The sequence below is a fragment of the Gemmiger sp. genome, assembly GCF_036306485.1.
In the GTDB taxonomy this organism is placed as follows: domain Bacteria; phylum Bacillota; class Clostridia; order Oscillospirales; family Ruminococcaceae; genus Gemmiger.
This window is the reverse complement of record NZ_JAXJZK010000042.1, coordinates 26,031-45,661: the sequence shown is the minus strand read 5'-3', so window position 1 is coordinate 45,661 and position 19,631 is coordinate 26,031. Positions and strand designations below refer to the sequence as shown.

Annotated in this window: 19 protein-coding genes; all 19 read right to left on the bottom strand. The window is 61.5% G+C overall.

Translation table 11 applies throughout. The annotated features are described in order from the left end of the window. Positions 1 to 2: 2 nt before the first annotated feature. On the bottom strand, positions 3 to 1,478 hold the full coding sequence (spoIVA, locus tag U0L91_RS08570) for a stage IV sporulation protein A (protein ID WP_330046093.1): 1,476 nt from the start codon (positions 1,476 to 1,478) through the stop codon (positions 3 to 5). 16 nt (positions 1,479 to 1,494) lie between these two features. After that, positions 1,495 to 2,979 carry a hypothetical protein gene (locus tag U0L91_RS08565; RefSeq protein ID WP_330046092.1) on the bottom strand — a complete coding sequence of 495 codons (1,485 nt, stop codon included), beginning with the start codon at positions 2,977 to 2,979 and terminating at the stop codon, positions 1,495 to 1,497. A 342-nt stretch (positions 2,980 to 3,321) separates the two neighbouring features. Next, positions 3,322 to 3,966 carry a thiamine diphosphokinase gene (locus tag U0L91_RS08560; protein ID WP_330046091.1) on the bottom strand — a complete coding sequence of 215 codons (645 nt, stop codon included), beginning with the start codon at positions 3,964 to 3,966 and terminating at the stop codon, positions 3,322 to 3,324. After that, positions 3,963 to 4,832, bottom strand: a complete 870-nt coding sequence (rsgA, locus tag U0L91_RS08555) for a ribosome small subunit-dependent GTPase A (RefSeq protein WP_330046089.1) — start codon at positions 4,830 to 4,832, stop codon at positions 3,963 to 3,965. Before rsgA ends, U0L91_RS08560 begins: the two co-directional genes overlap by 4 nt. Further along, on the bottom strand, positions 4,826 to 6,721 hold the full coding sequence (gene pknB, locus U0L91_RS08550) for a Stk1 family PASTA domain-containing Ser/Thr kinase (RefSeq protein ID WP_330046087.1): 1,896 nt from the start codon (positions 6,719 to 6,721) through the stop codon (positions 4,826 to 4,828). Before pknB ends, rsgA begins: the two co-directional genes overlap by 7 nt. Further along, positions 6,714 to 7,463, bottom strand: coding sequence for a Stp1/IreP family PP2C-type Ser/Thr phosphatase (locus U0L91_RS08545; protein WP_330046086.1), 750 nt, complete (start codon positions 7,461 to 7,463; stop codon positions 6,714 to 6,716). Before U0L91_RS08545 ends, pknB begins: the two co-directional genes overlap by 8 nt. A 23-nt stretch (positions 7,464 to 7,486) precedes the next feature. Beyond that, positions 7,487 to 8,563 carry a dual-specificity RNA methyltransferase RlmN gene (rlmN, locus tag U0L91_RS08540; protein WP_330046084.1) on the bottom strand — a complete coding sequence of 359 codons (1,077 nt, stop codon included), beginning with the start codon at positions 8,561 to 8,563 and terminating at the stop codon, positions 7,487 to 7,489. A gap of 7 nt (positions 8,564 to 8,570) precedes the next feature. Then, on the bottom strand, positions 8,571 to 9,917 hold the full coding sequence (gene rsmB / locus U0L91_RS08535; RefSeq protein WP_330046082.1) for a 16S rRNA (cytosine(967)-C(5))-methyltransferase RsmB: 1,347 nt from the start codon (positions 9,915 to 9,917) through the stop codon (positions 8,571 to 8,573). Beyond that, positions 9,914 to 10,879, bottom strand: a complete 966-nt coding sequence (gene fmt / locus U0L91_RS08530; protein ID WP_330046080.1) for a methionyl-tRNA formyltransferase — start codon at positions 10,877 to 10,879, stop codon at positions 9,914 to 9,916. Before fmt ends, rsmB begins: the two co-directional genes overlap by 4 nt. Further along, on the bottom strand, positions 10,851 to 11,366 hold the full coding sequence (gene def / locus U0L91_RS08525; protein ID WP_330046079.1) for a peptide deformylase: 516 nt from the start codon (positions 11,364 to 11,366) through the stop codon (positions 10,851 to 10,853). Before def ends, fmt begins: the two co-directional genes overlap by 29 nt. Before the next feature lie 42 nt (positions 11,367 to 11,408). Further along, a complete protein-coding gene (gene priA / locus U0L91_RS08520) occupies positions 11,409 to 13,667 on the bottom strand; it encodes a replication restart helicase PriA (RefSeq protein WP_330046076.1) in 2,259 nt (752 codons plus the stop codon). Positions 13,668 to 13,691: 24 nt separating this feature from the next. After that, complete coding sequence (gmk, locus tag U0L91_RS08515) at positions 13,692 to 14,261, bottom strand: guanylate kinase (protein ID WP_330046074.1); 570 nt, start codon at positions 14,259 to 14,261, stop codon at positions 13,692 to 13,694. Continuing rightward, on the bottom strand, positions 14,261 to 14,515 hold the full coding sequence (locus tag U0L91_RS08510) for a DUF370 domain-containing protein (protein ID WP_330046073.1): 255 nt from the start codon (positions 14,513 to 14,515) through the stop codon (positions 14,261 to 14,263). The genes gmk and U0L91_RS08510 overlap by 1 nt, the downstream gene beginning before the upstream one ends. Positions 14,516 to 14,525: 10 nt before the next feature. Beyond that, the gene (locus U0L91_RS08505; RefSeq protein ID WP_330046071.1) at positions 14,526 to 15,404 is read right to left on the bottom strand and encodes a YicC/YloC family endoribonuclease; all 879 of its coding nucleotides are present in this window, start codon (positions 15,402 to 15,404) and stop codon (positions 14,526 to 14,528) included. A 243-nt stretch (positions 15,405 to 15,647) separates the two neighbouring features. Then, the gene (locus U0L91_RS08500; protein WP_330046069.1) at positions 15,648 to 16,160 is read right to left on the bottom strand and encodes a cob(I)yrinic acid a,c-diamide adenosyltransferase; all 513 of its coding nucleotides are present in this window, start codon (positions 16,158 to 16,160) and stop codon (positions 15,648 to 15,650) included. An 18-nt stretch (positions 16,161 to 16,178) separates the two neighbouring features. Beyond that, complete coding sequence (locus tag U0L91_RS08495) at positions 16,179 to 16,775, bottom strand: histidine phosphatase family protein (RefSeq protein ID WP_330046067.1); 597 nt, start codon at positions 16,773 to 16,775, stop codon at positions 16,179 to 16,181. Positions 16,776 to 16,798: 23 nt separating this feature from the next. Next, a complete protein-coding gene (locus tag U0L91_RS08490) occupies positions 16,799 to 17,248 on the bottom strand; it encodes an aspartate carbamoyltransferase regulatory subunit (protein ID WP_330046066.1) in 450 nt (149 codons plus the stop codon). Continuing rightward, positions 17,242 to 18,189: an aspartate carbamoyltransferase gene (gene pyrB / locus U0L91_RS08485; protein ID WP_330046065.1), complete on the bottom strand. Its 948-nt coding sequence runs from the start codon at positions 18,187 to 18,189 to the stop codon at positions 17,242 to 17,244. Before pyrB ends, U0L91_RS08490 begins: the two co-directional genes overlap by 7 nt. Positions 18,190 to 18,201: 12 nt before the next feature. Next, positions 18,202 to 19,524 (bottom strand): aspartate aminotransferase type Ic, encoded by a 1,323-nt coding sequence (locus tag U0L91_RS08480; RefSeq protein WP_330046063.1) that lies wholly within the window; start codon positions 19,522 to 19,524, stop codon positions 18,202 to 18,204. Between the last annotated feature and the right edge of the window lie 107 nt (positions 19,525 to 19,631).

Genomic DNA, 19,631 nt, shown 5'->3' with positions numbered 1-19,631 from the left:
GCTCAGAGCAGAATGCAGATCAGTCCGTCACAGCCCTCATTGATGATGCGTTCCAAGGTATGCTGCAGTCGGCTCCGCGCCTCGAGGGGCATATGCAGCAGTTTGGTCTGCACGCCCTCGCTGACCAGTTCATTGAGGCTCTTGCCGAAAATGTTGGTGCTCCACAGCTTGCCGGGATCGCCCTCAAAGTCCTTGAGCAGGTTCTTGATCAACGCCTCCCCCTGCTCCTCACTGCCGACGGTCGGGCAGAGTTCCGTCCGGATGGTGGCCCGCATGATATGCAGGCTGGGAGCGCTGGCCGACAGCCGGACACCGTACTGCCCGCCCTGGCGCACAATCTCGGGTTCTTCCATTGCCAGTTCATCCACCCCGGGCATCACAATGCCGTAGCCGGTGGCCTCGACCTGATCAAGAGCGCCTTTGATCTTGTCATAGGCATGTTTGGCTTTGGCCAGCTCCACCAGGCAGGGCAGCAGGCTGGCTTCGTCGGTGATTTCCAGACCGGTTTTCTCGCCCAGGATCTTATAAAACACCGAGGGTTCGAGTTCCACCCGCAGTCTGGCGCGCCCGGTGGCAAGATCCATCCCGGTCAGCGTCACGCCGGTGATGTAGGGACAGTCCGGGCGCGGACGGCTGCGCGTCATCTCCCCCATCCGGCGGATGCCGTCGGCGTATTCCAGCAGCGCGTCATAGACGGCGCTCTGGAGCCAGTGTCCCGGTTCCAGCATCGTGATCCAGGGCGGCATACTGACCGCAATGTCCTGCAGCGGGAACTCATAGAGAAGTTTCTGCAAAATCTCGCCGATCTCGTCTGCCGTGATCTGCAGCGCATTGATCGGGCAGACGGGGCGGCAGTAGGCGGATTCCATCCGGGCGGCCAGTGCGCGGCTCTCTTCGCTGGACGGGTCGGTACAGTTGAGCAGAATCAGATAGGGTTTGCCGATCTCCTCCAGCTCCGCAATGATCCGCCGTTCGGCGGGCAGGTACTTTTCCCGCGGCAGATCGGCCACGCTTCCGTCGGTGGTCATGACCAGACCGATCGTCGCATGTTCCCGGATCACCCGCCGGGTACCGGTCTCGGCGGCCTGATCGAAGGGAATCGCCTGATCGAACCAGGGACTCTTGACCAGGCGGGGCGCATTGTTTTCCTCGTGGCCGAGTGCCCCATCCACCATATACCCCACGCAGTCAATCAGCCGGGCACGGAAGCTCCCGCCGCCCTTGAGGTGAATGCTGACCGCCTTTTCCGGGATGAACTTCGGCTCGGTGGTCATGATGGTCCGGCCGGCGGCGGACTGGGGCAGCTCATCGTTGGCACGCTCGCGCTGCGCCTCGTTCTCAATATGCGGCAGCAGCATCAGTTCGGCAAACCGCTTGATGAAGGTGCTTTTTCCGCTGCGCACCGGACCCACCACACCGATGTAGATGTCGCCGCCGGTCCGCTGGGCAATGTTGTGATAAATCTGTTCCTGGGTCACAGGATGGTTCCCCCTTTCACAAAGCCGCCGGAATCAGCAGGCAGGCGGCGTCCACGGTCAGGTCCTCGACATGCTCTCCGGGCGATGCTTCAAGCCGGTTGGCAGCCGCCAGATCTGCCGTGCGCGCATGGTAGCGCTTGGCAATTTCAAAGACGGCCTCCCCCTGCTGCGCATAGTAGAGGTACAGTGTGGGGCCGTCCCGCAGATCGGCGAACTCCTCTCCCAGTTCCACCGCAACGGCGGCTTCCTGACTGCGGATGCAGAGCACCCGCCCGGTCACGGCAATGCCGATCTCGACCCGGGCCCTGGTTCCGTTCTTGCTGCTGGTCACCCGGGTGAGCGATGCGTGAAGGTGGGGTACCAGATCGGCGGCATTGCCCGCAAAGGATTCGGGCAGCGTCCAGGAAAAAGCCTTGTCGTAGCAGGTCAGTTCCCCGCCGGCATCGGTACAGATCAGATGCGCCACGCCGCGTCCGCCGATCCGCAGGTCTCCGGCTTCCACCGGCTGGATCTGGGGCGCGTCCAGTGTCACAAAGCAGCCCACCACGGCGGCCTCGGGGTCGGGCAGAGAATCCTCCGCTTCGGCGGTGACCGAGGTGTCAATCACCGAGAGATTCTGCAGCAGCCGGCAGGTCTGCCGCTCCACGGTGGTTTCACACATGGTGGAATAGGCATCCGTGACGGCCATGTACTGGACATTGCGCCACAGTTCCACATGCAGTTTCCAGGTCAGATGTAGCATCGGTTCCTTCTCCTCCCCCGAAGGAGCCGTCAGTGTACAGGCCAGGATTTCGCCCCAGGCGGTGGCTTCATCCCCCTCGGCGGCGTCGGGGAGATCCAGTGTCTGGGTGACGGGCAGGTCGCGGCTCTGGGTAGTCAGTGTCTGCGCATCGGCCGCCCGGCTGCAAAGCTGGATGGCCAAAGCGGCCGAGACATCCACCTGGCCGGTGCGCACCGTCAGGGAAGTCACCGAGACGTTGCCGCCGATGTCCAGGATGGTTTCCCCCGTGCCGGGCAGAGGAAAGGTGGTTTCGGCGGCAAAGGTTTTTTCCTCACAGGCTGTACAGGTGATTCCCGCAAGGGTCTGTGTCCGCTGCTGGATGCCGCAGCCGCTCAGCTTGGTGAGCAGGTCCATCTGTCCGTTCAGTCCCACCGCCACCCACAGCGTATAGGCGCCGCGGACATCGATGCGGTGTTCGCTGATGGCCCGGCAGTTGCAGTATTCGGTTTCGCCCCAGATCGTGGCCGCCCCCTGAAAGCCGCTGTCCTTGGGCAGATCGGCCGACTTGTCGAACGCATATTTCTGTTCGGTGCGGTAGAGTTTGGTTCCGGTTTCTTCGGACTGGTAATAGACGGTACAGCGCAGATAGCCTTCCCCCTGCCACCGCTGGCCGGAAACGGTATTCTGGATCACCACCGGTTCCAGCAGGCATTTGACGATCTTGAACACGGCCGGCAGATAATCGGGGATCAGAATTTCCGTTTCAATCGGAAGTTCCATCCGCGTTTCCCACCGTCCGGCGCAGACAGAAACCGTGCTGCTTTCCGTTACGAGTGCATTTTGCTCCATGTTCGGTGCCCCTTTCGTTCCATGTATTCTTGTGCAGTATATGCGGGCACCCAAAAAAATAGCCCCGCCGAGGGGATGCTGACAGAGCATCTCCCCGACGGGGTGATTGCGGACGGTCGGAGGACCGCCTGATTTCAGACTTTGAAAACGGCACGCAGGAGCCAACGGAGCGCTTGCGGGCATTTGACCACCACAATCTGCATGGCATACCTCCCCCTTTCCAGGCCCTTCAGGGTTGTTGTACGCCATCCTATGCGGCAGGGTGTCGGGTTGTTACCCGTCATCCTTTGTGACAATGACCAGGCCGTGGCCTCCGGTACAGGAGAGCCGTGCCGTCGGCTCGGTAAATTCGTTGCTGACCCCCAGCGGATAATCCGGTCTGAGGGTGGCATCCTGCAGCGGATAAAAGACACCCTGCAGGCAGACCCCGGTCAGCGGACCGTCCAGCGGGAAGAGGGAGAGGTATTTCCAGTCGCCCCGGCTGAGTTCCATCGGCCGGTCCGGGGAAAGAATCCGCAGTTCGCTCTGCTCGTCGGCCAGCAGCACATCGACTCCCTGTTCGGCCAGGTAGACTGCGGTGTGCAGATTGGCAATCGTATGTTCAATCCGGGCTCCGCCGATGGCGCCCAGCATGACAATCTGCCGAAAGCCCTGTCCACACAGCCACCGTGCGGCATAGTGGGTATCGGTGTCGTCCTTCACATGGGGAAGCACCACCAGATTGTCCTGATGCTCCGGCCGCGCCGCCGAATCGAAATCTCCCACGATCCAGTCGGGCCGGACTCCCAGCCGCTCGGCGTTATGATAGCCTGCATCGCAGGCCATGATGCGGTCCCCGGGCTGAAGATAGCGGCGCATGGCCGTGCTGACCGGGACCGCGGACAGAATCACCGCACGCCGGTCCGGTGTTGTGTTCAATGCTCCCACTCCTTTATCTGGCTGGCTTCCTCGTACATCGTCAGGTAACTCTGGTACCGGGTGGGAGAGATCTTCCCTTCCTTGAGCGCCGCACGCACGGCACAGCCGAGCTCGGTCCGATGGGAACAGCCGGTAAAGCGGCATTGGCCGAAATACGGCTCGAATTCCGGGAAGGCATGCTGCAGTTCTTCCTTGGGGATGCGGCAGATTTTCTGTGCATCCAGGCTGGCAAAACCGGGCGTGTCGGCAATCCGGCCGCCGCACACTTCAAAGATTTCCACCTCGCGGGTGGTATGCCGGCCGCGGCCCAGTTTCTGGCTGATGCTGCCGGTCTCGCGCCGCAGTTCCGGTGCCAGGGCATTGAGCAGCGTGGATTTTCCCACGCCGGAATTTCCGCAGAAGGCACACAGGTGTCCCCGGATCATCTGCCGCACCTGTTCCAGACCCTCCCCGCTGTCATAGTGCAGCAGGATGACCGGGATGGTGCTGAGGCGGTAAGCCTCGGTCAGACTGTCCGCTGCCGAGAGGTCCGCCTTGGTGATGACAAGCACCGGCTGAACGCCTTTATACACGGCAGCCGCGGTCAGCTCGTCGAGAATCAGCGTACTGGGGACGGGCTGGACCGTGCTGGCCACAATGAACAGGATGTCCAGGTTGGCCACCGGCGGACGGGCAAAGACGTTTTTGCGGGGCAGGATCTCATCGATGGCCGATCCGTCTGCGCTCAGACGCACACGGTCCCCGGCCACCGGGCTGATGTTCCGCTTGCGGAAAATGCCCCGTGCCTTGCATTCCACAAGGCCCTCGGCGGTCCGGACATAGTAGAATCCGCCGATGCCCTTGGCAATATATCCTTCCGTTACCACAGCATCTCACCGGTTTCGGCGTTGTAGACGTGGCCGTCACGCTGCACGGCCGTCACATAGTAACCGCCGTCGGGCGAGTTGGGGTCCTCAATCCACTGGCCCCAGGTTGCGCCGTCGCCGCTGGAAGGCGCTTCGGTGGGCGTCGGTTCGGTCTGGACCGGGATGGCCGATGCCACATACAGCGTGACCGTGCTGCCGGTGCGGACCTGCGTTCCGGCGATGGGGTCCTGGTTCAGGACCGTGCCCTCCGCCTCGGTGCTGGGCTGCTCAACCACACGCGGGTTGATATTGAGCTGCTGCAGTGCCTTGCGGGCCTCTTCCAGTTTCAGGCCGGACAGAGAGGGAACGTCCACTTCGTTGTCGCGCGCTGCACGGCTGACGTACATATTGACGGTGCTGCCGCCCTCGACGATCTCGCCGGCAGCAGGCTCGGTATACACAACGGTGCCGGCCGCCACGCTCTCATCCTCGATGAACTTCGTCACGACCTGCAGGCCGCTGTCCTGCAGCGTTGCCTTGCCGTCCTCGCTGACAAAGGTTTTCACATCGGGCACCGTGACCTGCTGGATGCCCATGCTGACTTTCAGCGTGATCTTCTGGCCTTCCTTGACGGTCCGGCCGGGTTTGGGGTTCTGCTGAAAGATCTGGCCCTCGGGCGCCTCGTTGTATTCATAAACCCATTTGGGGTCCAGTTTGCTGTAAAAGTCCGATGCGCGGTATTCGTCCTCGGTCATGCCGACAAAGCTGATGAGCTGTACGTCGGCATGGTTGGAGAAGAAGGAGTTCGTGGAGTTGGTGAAGATCAGGTAAACCAGAATCACCGAACCGATCATGAACGCCACTGCCATGCCGAACAAAGCCGGCAGCAGCCCGAATCCGCCGCGGGACGCGGCCTTTCTTTTCTTGCTTTTCACGTTTTTGCCTTTCCCTGCGTTGATCGTGCCGGTCCGGCGGGCCTGCGTGGTGCTGACGCCGGTCTTGGTGCCAGAGCCCACCACCTTGCCGATGGTCTTGTCGGGGTTATCCTGGGTGTTGTACTCGTACTCAAACTGAATGCTCGGGTCGCGCTTGAAGGCGTCGATGGCCTCGAGCATCTCACGCGCCGACTGGAAACGGTCGTCGGGATTCTTTTCCATCGCCTTCTCGGTGATCTGGCGCAGCCCCAGCGGGACATGAGGGGCAACCTCAGCCAGCGGTTTGGGCTTTTCGCTGATCTGCATGATGGCGATGGAAACCGCGCCGGTGCCGTCAAAAGGCAGCCGGCCGGAGAGCATCTCGTACATCATGACACCGGTCGAATAGATGTCGGTGCGGGCGTCGGTGTGGTCGCCCTTGGCCTGTTCGGGGCTGATATAGTGCACCGAACCGATGGCCTTGTCGCTGACCGTCTGGCTCTGGGCCCGGGAAAACCGCGCAATGCCGAAGTCCATCATCTTGATGGAGCCGTTGGCCTGCAGCATGATATTCTGGGGCTTGACATCGCGGTGAACAATGCCCTTGGAATGGGCGTGATCCAGAGCGCTGAGCACCTGGGTGGCAAAGTGGACGACTTCCTTCCAGGTCAGGGCGCCGCCGCGCTGCTTGAGATACTCCTTGAGCGTGATACCGTCAATGTATTCCATGACGATATACTGCAGCCGGTCGGTGACCGAGACATCATACACCTTGACGATGTTGGGATGGTCCAGAATGGAGATGGCTTTGGATTCGTTCTTGAAACGACGGACCAGCTCCTCATTGTCCAGGAATTCTTCCTTGAGAACTTTGACGGCAATCAGGTTTCCGGTACGGAGATCTTTGCCTTTATACACATTGGCCATACCGCCCACGCCGATCAGGCTTTCGATCAGGTAGCGGCCGTCCAGCTTTCTGCCGATCAGATTATCCATTTGTCTCCTCCGTTGTTTCAATGCCAAGCAAAAGAACCGTGATGTTGTCCTGTCCGCCGCCTTTCAGCGCACGGTCCACCAGGATGCCCGGTGCATCAAAGAACGCGGTTTCCTGCAGGATCAGCGCCAGTTCGGCGTCGGGGACCATGTTGGTCAGCCCGTCGGTACAGAGCATCAGAATGTCCCCGGGTTCCACATCGCAGCGGTTGTACTCCGGCACAATGTTGGCCGAGACCCCCAACGCCCGGGTGATCAGGTTTTTCTGGGGATGCAGTGCCGCCTGTTCCCGGGTGATCTGGCCGCTGTCCACCAGCTGCTGGACCATCGAATGATCCCGCGTGAGCTGACGGATAGAACCGCCGTGCCACAAGTAGGCCCGTGAGTCCCCGGCGTGCACGATATGGGCCAGCGGACCGCGCTGCAGCGCGCAGACGCCGGTCGTGCCCATGCCGAGCATCTCAGGGTCCGAGGTTGCCTTATCGTAGACGGCACGGTTGGCAACATCAAAAGCGCGCATCATAAAGGCTTTTTCTTCGCCGTTCTGCACACTTTTGAGCTGACGGTCAAAGTATTGCAGCATCGTCTGCGTGGCAATGCCGGACGCCGCACGGCCTCCGTTGGCGCCGCCCATGCCGTCGCACACGATGCCCCAGCCGGTGCCGTCGGTCAGCTGCCGGGCACAATAGTTGTCCTGGTTTTCCTGCCGACAGCAGCCGATATCTGTAAGCGCTGCGATCTTCATGAAAAGTTGATCCTTTCCCCTGGTTAAGTCGATTGCTGTTGTGCCGCCTGACGTGCGTCCTCCCGGCGGAGCTGTCCGCAGGCTGCACTGATGTCCGAGCCGAGACGGCGCCGGACCGTGGCATTGACGCCCAGCTCTTCCAGCATTTTCTGGAAGCGGCGGATATTGGCTTCATCGGACGCGGAATACGGGCTGCCGTCCACCGGATTGATCGGAATCAGGTTGACATGGGCGCCCATGCCCCGGATCAGGTTCGCCAGTTCCCGCGCCATCTGGGGCGAGTCATTGACGCCCTTGACCATGGAATATTCAAAGCTGATCCGCCGCCCGGTCTCCTTCTGGTAGGCGCGGCAGGCCGGAATCAGCTGTTCCAGCGGGTAGGCATCGTTGACGGGCATCATGGAGCTGCGGGTCTTGTTGTTCGGCGCATGGAGCGAGACCGAGAGGGTCAGCTGCAGATGCCGGCCGGCCAGCTTTTCAATGCCCGGCACCAGGCCACAGGTCGAAAGGCTGATATTCCGCATCCCGATATTGACGCCCTCGGGGCAGGAGATGATTTCGAGAAAATCCATCACATTGTCAAAGTTGTGAAGCGGTTCCCCGATGCCCATCAGCACGATGTGGGAGACGCGCTCCCCCGTATCCTTCTGGGCCGTATAGACCTCGGCGGCAATCTCGCCGGGAGTCAGGTCGCGGACCCGTCCGGCCTGGGTGGAAGCACAGAACCGGCAGCCCATGGCACAGCCCACCTGGGTGGAGACACACACCGTGTTGCCGTAATGGTAGCGCATCAGAACGGTCTCGATACAGTTGCCGTCACTGAGCTGCAGAAGATACTTCACAGTGCCGTCCCGGGACTGCTGCCGGCGCCGGATGGTAGGCGCCGCCAGCGTACATTCCCGCCCGAACTGTTCGAGCAGCGTCTTGGGCTGGTCGGTCATGGCGGAAAAATCCGTGACGAGTTTCTGATGAATCCATTTGAAGATCTGTTTGGCGCGGAAGGCCGGCTGGCCGATGGATTTGCAGTATTCGGTCAGGCGGGGCAGCGTCATATCAGAAAGGCAGATCTTTGCCGCTGCGGCTGACTTGGCAGATTCCATCAAAAGCTCACCTCATTTCCTGCGTCTGGCGGCGGGAAGGCTGTTCCCGCTTTCGTTCGAGAACACTGACAAAAAATCCGTCCGTCCCGGTTTCCTGCGGAAGGAAGAGCGTTCCGTACTCGCCCGTCCTGGCGCCGGGAAAAGAAATTTCCGGCGTTACTGTGTGGAAATCCGGGTTGGTTTCCAGAAATTGCGCAATCTGTTGCTCATTCTCAAAAAAGTTGACTGTACAGGTAGAATACACCAAACGGCCGTTTTGGGCAAGATACTTTGCGCCATTTTGCAGGATTTTTTGCTGTACTTTTTGTAAATTTTCGATTCCTTCAAGGTCCTTGCGGCGGATGTCGGGCTTCTTGCCGATCACGCCGAGACCCGAGCAGGGCACATCACACAGGACCCGGTCAAAGGTCCCGAGGGAGTCCTGAAAGACCGTGGCATCACCGCGGAACGCCTTGGCACAGTGCAGGCCGCAGCGGGAGAAGGTCTCGGTGAGCAGCGGCACACGGCCGGCCACTGCCTCCCCGCAGAGGAGGTCACCGTCATCCTGCATCTGCTGGGCCATCGTCACGCTCTTGCCGCCCGGCGCCGCGCAGAGGTCCAGCACCCGCATACCGGGTGCCGCCCCGACACAGAGGGCCGCGAACTGACTGGTCAGGCCCTGGACATGGAACTGACCGCGGCGGAATGCCGGCAAAGCCGCTGGGCTGCCCGCGAACTCCACCAGCAGACTGTGTTCCCACGGTCCGCGCTGCACACGGCAGCCGGCCTGCTCCAGTTCCCTGGCCAGGCTCTCATCCTCGGTGCGCAGCGGGTTGACCCGGATGGCCGTGGGGCGACGCTCATAGAACGCCTCCGCCATGGCCTGCGCTTCCTGCGGATACTGGGATGCCAGCAGCTCAGCGATGGGCCGGGACAGGCTGTAATACACCTCAAGGCGATCGGTGAGATCCGCCCACTGCGAAGGCTGCGGATCGAGGGCCGCGGCCCGACGGAGCAGGGCGTTGACCATACCGGAGGCGCTGGACTTGCCGAATGCCCGCGTCAGTTTGACAGACTCATTGACGGCGGCGGGCAGCGGTACCTGCATGAAGCGGGCCTGTGCCAGTCCCGCACGCAGAATCGCGCGGACCGGGGCATCCAGCCGTTCCAGCGGCCGCTTGGAGAACCGGGAGAGCATCCAGTCGATCAGCGTCTGGTGTTCCAGCGCTGTGTAGAAGATTCCCGAGGCAAAGGCCGCATCGCGCTGCGGCAAAGGCGGGGAGCATTTTTTCAGCTCGGAATCCAGGACCAGATTGGAATACCCGTTCTGTTCCTGGCGGATCAGCGCCTTGACGGCCAGATATCGCGCCGTCACAGGCTGTCCCCCACTTTCAGGCGCCGTCCGGCGGCCCAGGCCGAACCGGTCATGGGTTTGCCGCCTTCCGGCGTGACGGCTTCCAGCGTCACGGCTTCCTCACCGCAGGCCACTGTGAGGGGCTTGAGCGCAAGCACCGTACCGGGTTCGGCGCCCGCCGGGTTTTGGGCCAGGCGGCTTTGCTGGACCTTGATCTTTTTGCCGTCATGTTCAAAATAGGCCACCGGCCAGGGATTCATGCCGCGCACCCAGTTGTGAATGTGGCCGGCCGATTCCGCAAAGGTGAATCTGGCCATTTCCTTGGTCAGAGGCGGGGCCTTGGTGGCCTGCGCATCATCCTGTTTCTGCGGAGTGAGCGCGCCTGCCCGGATCTTGTCAAGCGCCTCCACAAGCGTCCGGGCGCCGATCGCGCTGACCTTGTCGAACAGCTCGCCGCTGGTCATCTCGGGGTCGATCTCCACCGGCTGAACCATCAGGATATCGCCGGTATCCAGCCCTTCATCCAGCTGCATGATGGTCACGCCGGTGGTGGTATCGCCGTTGAGCACTGCCCACTGGATGGGCGCCGAGCCCCGGTATTTGGGCAGCAGCGAGACATGCAGGTTGATGCAGCCGTACTTGGCCACATGGAGCAGCTGGGGCGGAATGATGCAGCCGTAGGCCACCACCACAATGATATCGGGGCTAAGACCGCGGATCAGATCATCGGAACTGCCGTCCCGCAGGGTGCGGGGCTGGTAGACCGGCAGTCCGTGCTGCTGGGCCAGCTGCTTGACGGGCGGTGCCGTGAGGATCTGGCGGCGCCCCACCGGCTTGTCGGCCCGGGTGAAGACGCCGCAGATTTCATGGCCCGCGTCGATCAGAGCGGCCAGGCTCTCGGCTGCGATATCGGGGGGTTCCCATAAACAGGATGCGCATAGTGAATCTTCCTCGTTATTCTTCGTTGTCTTCGGGGTAATCATCCTCATAGAAATGCGTCGCGCGGTCCATGATCGTCACGCCGTTGAGGTGATCGTTCTCGTGCTGGATGCAGCGGGCCAACATTCCGTCCGCTTCCAGCTCAAACCAGGCGCCGGTGCGGTCCTGGGCCTTGATCTTGACGGACTTGGAACGGACCACCGCACCATTGTGGCCCGGGAAGGACAGGCAGCCCTCGTACTGTTCGTCGGTCTCCTCGCTGAGATACTCGATCTCCGGGTTGACGAAGTCGATGAACTTTTCCTGGTAATCGGCGGGAACCTCCTCGGGTTTGTCCCGCTCATCCAGGCAGACAAACAGCCGGCGCATCATGCCGACCTGTGGGCCTGCCAGGCCGAGGCCGTTGGCGTCCAGCAGCGTTTCGTGCATATCATCCAGCAGCGTCGCCAGACGGTCATCGAACTTGGTGACCGGGCGGCATACCTTTTTAAGGATGGGATCTCCGTCCTGAACAATTGTGCGAAGAGCCATAACAATGTACCTCCAAATTCATTCTATTCAAAGCGCCGACGATCACAGATCGCCGTCCGAGTTGAAGTCCAGTGCAATCCCCGCTTTGGCGGGCAGTTTTTCTTCGGCATACGCCTCCAGCGCACTGCGGACCAGGGCCCGGAACGTCGCGTCGTTGCGGCATTTCAAAGTCAGTTTGTAGCGATATTTCCCGCCCAGCATGGCAATATTCATCGGCGTGGGGCCGAGGACCCGCAGCGGCTGGTCGGGATGCTTGGCAAAGCGCTCGGCCAGCAGGCGGCTGAACCGCAGTGCCGCGGCGTAGACATCGGGTTCCGACGGACCGGTAAATCCGGCCACGCAGAACGAGCAGAAGGGCGGATAGAGCGAGAATCTGCGGAACGCGATCTCCTGGGCGAAGAACGCCGGGTAATCCTGTGCGGCTGCGAGTTTGAGTACCGGATGTTCCACAACCGCGGTCTGGATCAGCGCACGGCCCGGCAGTTCGGCCCGGCCGCAGCGCCCCACCACCTGGGTGACAAGGCTGAACACGTTCTCGTAGGAGCGGAAGCCCTGACCGAAGAGCAGTGAGTCAATGCCCAGCACCCCCACCAGCGTGACCTTCTCGAAATCCAGTCCCTTGGCGACCATCTGGGTGCCCAGCAGAATGTCATATTCCCCACGGGCAAACTGGGCGAGCATCGTTTCATGCGCGTGTTTCTGGCCGGTGGAATCCTGGTCCATCCGCAGCACCCGGGCCTGGGGCAGCAGCTCGCGCAGCTCCTCCTCCACCTTCTGGGTGCCGAAGCCGCTGTACACGAGCTTGCCGCCGCATTCGGGGCAAACCGTCGGGACCGGGCTGACGCGGTGTCCGCAGTGATGGCACAGCAGCATCTGCTGCGCCTTATGGTAGACCAGCGGCACCGAGCAGTTGGGGCATTTGAGGACATGGCCGCAGATGCCGCACATGCCCACGGTACGGTATCCGCGCCGGTTGAGCAGCAGAATGCTCTGTTCCCCGTTGTGCAGGTTGGCGGCCAGTTCCCGGACAAGCCGGGCGCTGATTTCGCGGGAATTGCCGGATGCCAGTTCGGCGCGCATATCCACGAAATCCACCCGGGGCAGCGGGCGGCCGCCATACCGCTGTGTCAGCGTGACCAGCTGGATCCGGCCGCTCTGTGCTGCCTGATAGGTCTCGGTCCGCGGTGTGGCCGAGGCGAAGAGCAGCAGAGCGTTCTCCATTCCGGCGCGTTTTTTTGCCACCTCGTGGGCGGAGTACCGGGGCGCCGATTCACTTTGATAGGTGTGTTCCTGCTCCTCGTCCAGAATGATCAGTCCGATATTCTGCAGCGGGGCAAAGATCGCGCTGCGGGTTCCGACCACAATATCGGCATTGCCCTGCTGGATCATCCGCCACTGCAGCAGGCGTTCGGTGTTGTTGAGCGCCGAGTGCTGCACGGCCAGTCGGCTGCCGAACATGGCCTTGAGGCGGCGGATCATCTGCGGTGTCAGGCTGATTTCCGGCACCAGCACAAGGGCACGGCGGCCCAGAAGCAGCGTCTTTTCGATCAGTTTGAGGAATACCGCCGTCTTGCCGCTGCCGGTCACGCCAAACAGCAGCGCGGCCTGCGGGCCGTCCGCCACCAGCTGGCGTTCCAGGGTGTCATAGGCGGACTGCTGTTCCGCAGAGAGCTGCACCGGCTGCGGGTCGAACGGGATGGCGGCAAAGAGGTCCAGCGATTTGTAGCGTTCCTCCGAGCGGAGAACGCCTTTTTTGCACAGGCCCTCCAGCGTTGCCCGGGAGATTCCCAGCTCTTCGAGTTCACTGCGGGTCCGCGGGCCGTCCTGCAGCAGTTGCGCCGCCTGGCGCTGTTTGGCGCCGGGGCGGGGCTTTTCGGGCAGCGGAGCGACGAGGGTATAGACGGTCTCCACCGGGCGGGCCAGACGGTTCTTCACAACGGGGTGACCGTTTTCGGTGCCGGGGCAGTACTGCGCCCCATACGGAATGACCGCCTTGACGGCCTCGTACCAGGTGCAGAAGGTCCGGTCCTTGAGAAAGCGGACCAGCTCCATCAGGTCGGGCGTGAGCCGGGCTTCCTCCGGGGCCGCCGCCAGCAGCGGTTTGAGCCGCGGGTCGGCCTCGGGCTGTGTTCCGGTCTCAATCACCACGGCCATCCGGGGTTTGTTGGAACGGCCGAACGGCACCAGCACCAGGCTGCCCGGCCAGACCGAACCGGCCAGTTCCGGGCTTACGGTATAGGAATACAGTTTGTCAAAGTGGATGGTAGCGTCGTTTACCGCCACCTTTGCGATGTCCGGCAAACGATCCCCTCCCCTTGCCGTATGTCAGTCCCGGACAAGCCGGTCCTGAATGATGGAATAGATCTGGTCGGCACAGGTGTCAACCACATCGTTCACAACGTGTTCGTCATAGTCTGCGGAGAGCGCGATCTCGGTCTCGGCGCGGCGCAGCCGTTTCTCGATGACCTCCTCGCTCTCGGTACCGCGGCAGCGCAGGCGATGTTCCAGCTCCTTCATGTCGGGAGGCAGGACAAAAATCGTCGTCGAATCGGGGTACAGACGCTTGATGTTGCCGGCGCCTTCCACCTCAATGACGAGGATGACCGGGGTCTGCTCCATCATGTAGCGCTCCACTTCGGATCTGAGCGTGCCATAGTAGTTTTCGCAGTAGCAGGTGTGCTCCACGATACCGCCGGCCTCCAGCTCTGAACGGAACTGATCCTTGGTCAGAAAGTAGTAGCTGACGCCGTTGGTCTCCCCTTCCCGCATTGCGCGGGTCGTGGCCGAGACCGTCTTGTGGACCTCCGGGTGCTTTTTGAGCAGCTGCGACACCACGGTGTCCTTTCCGGTCCCGGAAGGTCCCGAAACCACAAACAGATACTTTTCCCCCTGCATTACACTTCCCCCTTCTTTTCCTCGCTGTCCATGCGTCCGAGAATCGTCTCGGGTTCAAACGCCGACAGCACCACATGATCCGAGTCCATAATCAGCACCGCACGGGTGCGGCGGCCATAGGTTGCATCAATCGCCGAGCCCTTGTCACGCGCATCCTGTACGATTCGCTTGATGGGCGCCGAATCCGGACTGACGACCGCAATCAGCCGGTCCGCATTGACCATATTGCCAAAGCCGATGTTGATGAGCTTCATGGGCGGCTCCTTATTCCATATTCTGGATCTGCTCGCGGATCTTTTCGATCTCGGATTTCAGCTCTACCACCAGACGGGTGATGTTCACGTCCTGGCACTTGGAGCCGATGGTGTTGGATTCCCGGTTGAGTTCCTGGGTCAGGAAATCCAGCTTGCGGCCCACCGGCTCGTTGAGTTCGAGAATCGAACGGAACTGCGCCACATGGCTGTGCAGGCGCACCGTCTCCTCATCAATGGCGGTCTTGTCCGCAAAGATGGCCGCCTCGGTGACAATCCGGGCATCGTCGATGGTCCGGTCCTCCAACAGTTCCCGCAGCCGGGTATACAGCCGCTCGGTGTAGGCCTGGACACGGCCCTCGGTGTTCTGCTCAATCCGGGCAACGAGTGCCTCGACGGTATCGAGACGTCCGGCCACATCCGCCTTGAGCTTTTCGCCTTCGACAGCCCGCATGGCCACAAAGGCATCCACGGCGCACTGCGCCACCTGTTCCACATCCGCCCACAGGGCATCCGGGTCGGTGGGGGCCGCCGTCTGGCTCAGAACATCGGGGAACCGGGCGAGCATGCCGGCCGTCAGGTCATTCTTGAGTTCCAGACGGTCCGCCATCTCCTGCATCGCCTTCTTGTAGCTCTCGGCGAGCTGCCAGTTGACCGTGACGACGGTGTCGGCCGCCGTGATGCTCTGCACCGTCAGGCTGAGCTCCACCTTGCCGCGGCTCACTTTCGAAGCCACCAGCTTCTTGAGTTTGTCTTCCAGAAAAGCACAGGTCCGGGGGATGCGGGAGGAATATTCAAAGAACCGCGAATTGACGCTGCGCAGTTCCACGGTGATGTTCCGTCCGTTCAGCACCTCTTCGGCGCGTCCGTAGCCGGTCATGCTAAGTACCATACTTCTACACCTCAACCTATCCTCACTGCGGCGGGATTGCCGCATATTTAATTGTTATTTTACTATTGTTGGCTCCCCTTTGCAAGGCAAAGCGGGGATTTCGGGCAGATTTTATAGTTTTGTAAACTTCTCGGCGAACGATTCCGGCAGGCAGCCTTCGCCTTTTTCCGACAAAAAAGCCATGCCGGAGCACCGCTTGCAGGGCACTCCGGCATGACAGTATATTAAATCGGAAAGCAGGTCTCAGAATTCGATGCCTTCCCGGGCATCCAGTCCGCTCTGGTACGGGTGTTTGCGGCAGCACATCTCGGTCTCGTAGTCGGCGTCCTGGCGCATCCAGTCCGCCGGGTCCCGCCCGGTCAGCACCACTTCCTGCTGCGGCGGACGATCTTCCACCGCCCGGCGCAGCATCGCTTCCTCCACCATGCCCAGCTGGCAGGCGGCACAGGCTTCGTCCAGGATCAGCAGGTCGGCATCCTCCGCCAGGGCCTTGCGGAGCATCGCCGTATGCTCGGCCAGACAGTCCCGCTTCTCCTCCTCGGTCATCTGAAAGACGAATTTCAGGCCCGGATGGCACCGGTGGACCGATGCGCCGAGCCGGCAAAGCAGCGAGATCTCTCCCGACGGCGTTCCCTTGAGGAACTGTACAACCGTCACCCGCTTGCCGGCGCCCAGAGCACGCAGGGTCAGCCCCATGGCCGCCGTGGTCTTGCCTTTTCCGTCACCCCAGTACAGGTGGACTTTTCCGTTTTTCATTCCGGTTCTCCGTTTCTCTCAGTGCAGCGTCTGTGCATAGCACACCGTCCGCACAAGATGCAAAGCATGGTCGGAAGCCCACTCCCGGGCGTCCAGCACATATCCGCCGCCGTTGGGCGCGCACCATTCCTCATAGGGTTTATGGGGAACGGCAAACCGATCCATCAGCGACATCAAGGTACCGCCATGTGCAACCACGACAAGCATCGGCTGCTCTTCCTGCACGGCCCGGTCCATCAGCGCCGCAAACGCCGCGCAGGTGCGGGCACGGAAATCCGCCCGGCGCTCGCCGTCGGGGTGTTCGCTGTGGTCGTTTTTCTCCAGCCAGGCGTAAAATTCCGGGTCGCGCTCCATCACACGGTAGGGTTCCCCTTCCAGCGTCCCGAAATTCATCTCCTGCAGGTCCCGGACCGCCACCTGGCGCGCCTTGGGGAAGAGCACCGCGGCCGTCTGACGGGCACGCTGCAGCGGACTGACATAGACCACCGGCGGGTCAAAATCCGCCCGGTGAAGCTGTTCAAGCCCTTCCCGGGAGAGCGGAATATCGCGCTGTCCCTGATACCGTTTTTCGGCATTGTAGTGCGTCAGTCCATGGCGCAGAAGAACCACCTGCATACCCTACGCTTCCTTTCCGATGATTACGGCTTTTCCCAGAGCATGTCCCAGCTCTGCGCCGTGGCTTCCTGTTCACAGTAGGCACAGCGATACCGCCCCGCCGCCGTGCGCAGAAAGATCTGGCGACATTCCGGTTCCGCCCCCGCGATGCAGCGGGGATTGGTGCAGCGGATCACGTTTTCCAGCCGCTCCGGCTTGTCCGGCGACCATTTGCGGACCACCTTGCCGTCCCGGATCTCGATCAGGGTGATCTGCGGGTCAATGCAGGCCAGCATCGAAAGATCCGGCGGCAGAGTGTCGCCCTCGATCTTGATCATGTCCTTGGTCACATATTTGTCGCTGCGCACCCGCTGCAGCAGCGACACCGAACCTCGGCAGCGATCCAGGCGCAGTCTCTGGTACAGTTCGAGGCCGCGGCCGGCGGCAATATGGTCAATGACCAGGCCGTTTTCCAGTGCTTCCACTTTCAGCATGCGATCACCTTCTCTCCGGTCAGCGGATCGTTGAGTCCCAGCAGTGCCATCAGAATGGCCATCCGCATATAGACACCGTTGCGGACCTGATCAAAGTAGGCCGCACGCGGATCGTCATCTACATCGAGGCTGATCTCCCCCACACGCGGCAGCGGATGCAGGACCGGCATATCCGCCGGCGCCGCCGACAATTTTTCCCGGGTGAGGGTGTAGGTATCTTTGAGGCGGACATAGTCCTCCTCATTGAAGAAGCGTTCGCGCTGCACGCGGGTCATGTACAGAACGTCCAGCGTGGGCAGGCTGGCTTCCAGGCTGTCGGTCTCCTCAAACGGCGTTTCGGTGGGACGCAGCACTTCCTCGGCGAGGTAGCCCGGGATGCGCAGCTCTTCCGGCGAGATAAAGCAGAACCGGATGCCGGGACGGCCGGACAGTTTCTTGACCAGCGAGTGCACCGGGCGGCCAAACTTGAGGTCCCCGCAGAATCCGATGGTCAGATGATCCAGGCGGCCCTTGCGTTCCAGAATGGTCATCAGGTCCAGCATGGTCTGGCTGGGATGGTTGTGTCCGCCGTCGCCCGCATTGACGATGGGAACCGGTGAGAACTGGCTGGCGCGCAGCGGGGCGCCCTCCTTGGGATGGCGCATGGCAATGATGTCGGCGTAGCAGCCCACAACGCGGACTGTGTCGGCAATGCTCTCGCCTTTGCTGGCGCTGGAAACCTGTTCGGCCGGGAAGCCCAGTGTGCGTCCGCCGAGGTTGAGCATGGCCGCCTCAAAGGAGAGGCGCGTCCGGGTGCTGGGTTCGTAAAACAGCGTGGCAAGTTTTTTCCGTTCCGCCACGTTGGCGTACGCCTCGGGCTGCTGTTTGATGCGCTGCGCCAGCGCCAGCAGCGCGGCGGTCTCCTCGGCGCTGAAATCGCGCGGATCAATCAGGTGTCTCATGGTGTTACCTCCTCATGCCGTCTGTGCGCCGGCCAGCGAAGGAACCGTCACACAGTACTGTGCCGCCAGTTTTTCCAGCGCCGCCAGCTTGGTGCAGACGGCCAGCAGCCGGGTTGCGGTCTCGACCTCGGAGATCGGTGCATAGCTCGGCGCAATGCGGATGTTGGTATCCTGCGGGTCATGGCCGTAGGGCCAGGTCGAACCGGCCGGCGTGAACTTGACGCCCGCCCGGGCACACAGTTCCACCACCCTGGCCGCACAGCCCGGCATGGTATCAAAGGACAGGAAGTAGCCGCCGCGGGGCGTGGTCCACTGTGCCACACCGCTGCCAGCCAGTTCCTCTTCCAGAACGCGGATCACCTTTTCAAATTTGGGGCGCATGAGGCTGGCATGGCGGGCCATATGAGCCTTGACACCGGCCATGCTCTTGAAATACCGGACCTGCCGCAGCTGGTTGAGCTTGTCGGGGCCGATGGTGGCAAACGCCCAGACCTTGCGCAGATCAATCAGGTTGGCCGGGCTTGCCGCCACGGCGCTGATACCCGCCCCGGGGAAAGCCATCTTGCTGGTGGAGCAGAATTCATAGACCATGTCGGGATGGCCGGCCAGTGTGCAGGCGTGGAGCAGATCCGGCAGCGGGGCATCGTCGTCGGGGTACAGGCCGTGGACACAGTAGGCGTTGTCCCAGAAAATCCGGAAATCCCCCGCCGCGGGCCGAAGATCGGCAAATTCCTGAATGACCTGCTTGCTGAAGACCACGCCGGTCGGGTTCTGATACTTGGGGACGCACCAGATTCCCTTGACGGTGGGATCTGCCTCCACCAGGCGCCGCACCTGGTCCATATCGGGGCCGTCCTCTTTCATGGCCACCGGGATCAGCGTGAAACCGAAATGCTCCGTCATGGCAAAATGGCGGTCGTACCCCGGCACCGGGCACAGAAACTTGCGGTTTTCCACACGGCTCCAGGGCTTGCTTCCCAGAAGGCCGTCCAGCATCGCATGGCTCAGAATATCAAACATCACGGTCAGGCTGCTGTTGCCGCAGACAAGGACATTTTCCGGATGGACGCCGAGCATCTCTCCCAGCAGGCTTTTCGCCTCGGGAATGCCGTCCAGGCCGCCATAGTTGCGGCAATCCATCCCGTTTTCGGAATCCAGAACGGAGCGCGACGTGAGCGTGTCCATCATCTTCATGGACAGCGCCAGCTGCTCCTTGCCGGGCTTGCCGCGGGAAAGATCCAGGCTCAGGTCCTGCTCCTCATATTTCAGATAGCGGTTCCACTGCTTGGTATACTCCCGTACCAGTTCCTTTCTGCTCAGTTCCCGATAATTCAAGATACCTTCTCCCCTTTATGCAAATCATATCTCCGCCGTCGGCCGCAGCGGCTTGCGATCGCATCTGCATTATACTTGGATCGGGGCCTCTTGTAAAATATATGTTT

Coding starts and splice junctions, on each gene's coding strand:
- U0L91_RS08565 (WP_330046092.1), bottom strand. CDS start 2,979: ATGGAACTTCCGATTGAAACGGAAATTCTGATCCCCGATTATCTGCCG.
- U0L91_RS08510 (WP_330046073.1), bottom strand. CDS start 14,515: ATGAAGCTCATCAACATCGGCTTTGGCAATATGGTCAATGCGGACCGG.
- gmk (WP_330046074.1), bottom strand. CDS start 14,261: ATGCAGGGGGAAAAGTATCTGTTTGTGGTTTCGGGACCTTCCGGGACC.
- pyrB (WP_330046065.1), bottom strand. CDS start 18,189: ATGAGACACCTGATTGATCCGCGCGATTTCAGCGCCGAGGAGACCGCC.
- U0L91_RS08500 (WP_330046069.1), bottom strand. CDS start 16,160: ATGAAAAACGGAAAAGTCCACCTGTACTGGGGTGACGGAAAAGGCAAG.
- rlmN (WP_330046084.1), bottom strand. CDS start 8,563: ATGGAATCTGCCAAGTCAGCCGCAGCGGCAAAGATCTGCCTTTCTGAT.
- U0L91_RS08490 (WP_330046066.1), bottom strand. CDS start 17,248: ATGCTGAAAGTGGAAGCACTGGAAAACGGCCTGGTCATTGACCATATT.
- def (WP_330046079.1), bottom strand. CDS start 11,366: ATGGCTCTTCGCACAATTGTTCAGGACGGAGATCCCATCCTTAAAAAG.
- pknB (WP_330046087.1), bottom strand. CDS start 6,721: ATGGATAATCTGATCGGCAGAAAGCTGGACGGCCGCTACCTGATCGAA.
- fmt (WP_330046080.1), bottom strand. CDS start 10,879: ATGATTACCCCGAAGACAACGAAGAATAACGAGGAAGATTCACTATGC.
- U0L91_RS08495 (WP_330046067.1), bottom strand. CDS start 16,775: ATGCAGGTGGTTCTTCTGCGCCATGGACTGACGCACTACAATGCCGAA.
- U0L91_RS08505 (WP_330046071.1), bottom strand. CDS start 15,404: ATGGTACTTAGCATGACCGGCTACGGACGCGCCGAAGAGGTGCTGAAC.
- U0L91_RS08545 (WP_330046086.1), bottom strand. CDS start 7,463: ATGAAGATCGCAGCGCTTACAGATATCGGCTGCTGTCGGCAGGAAAAC.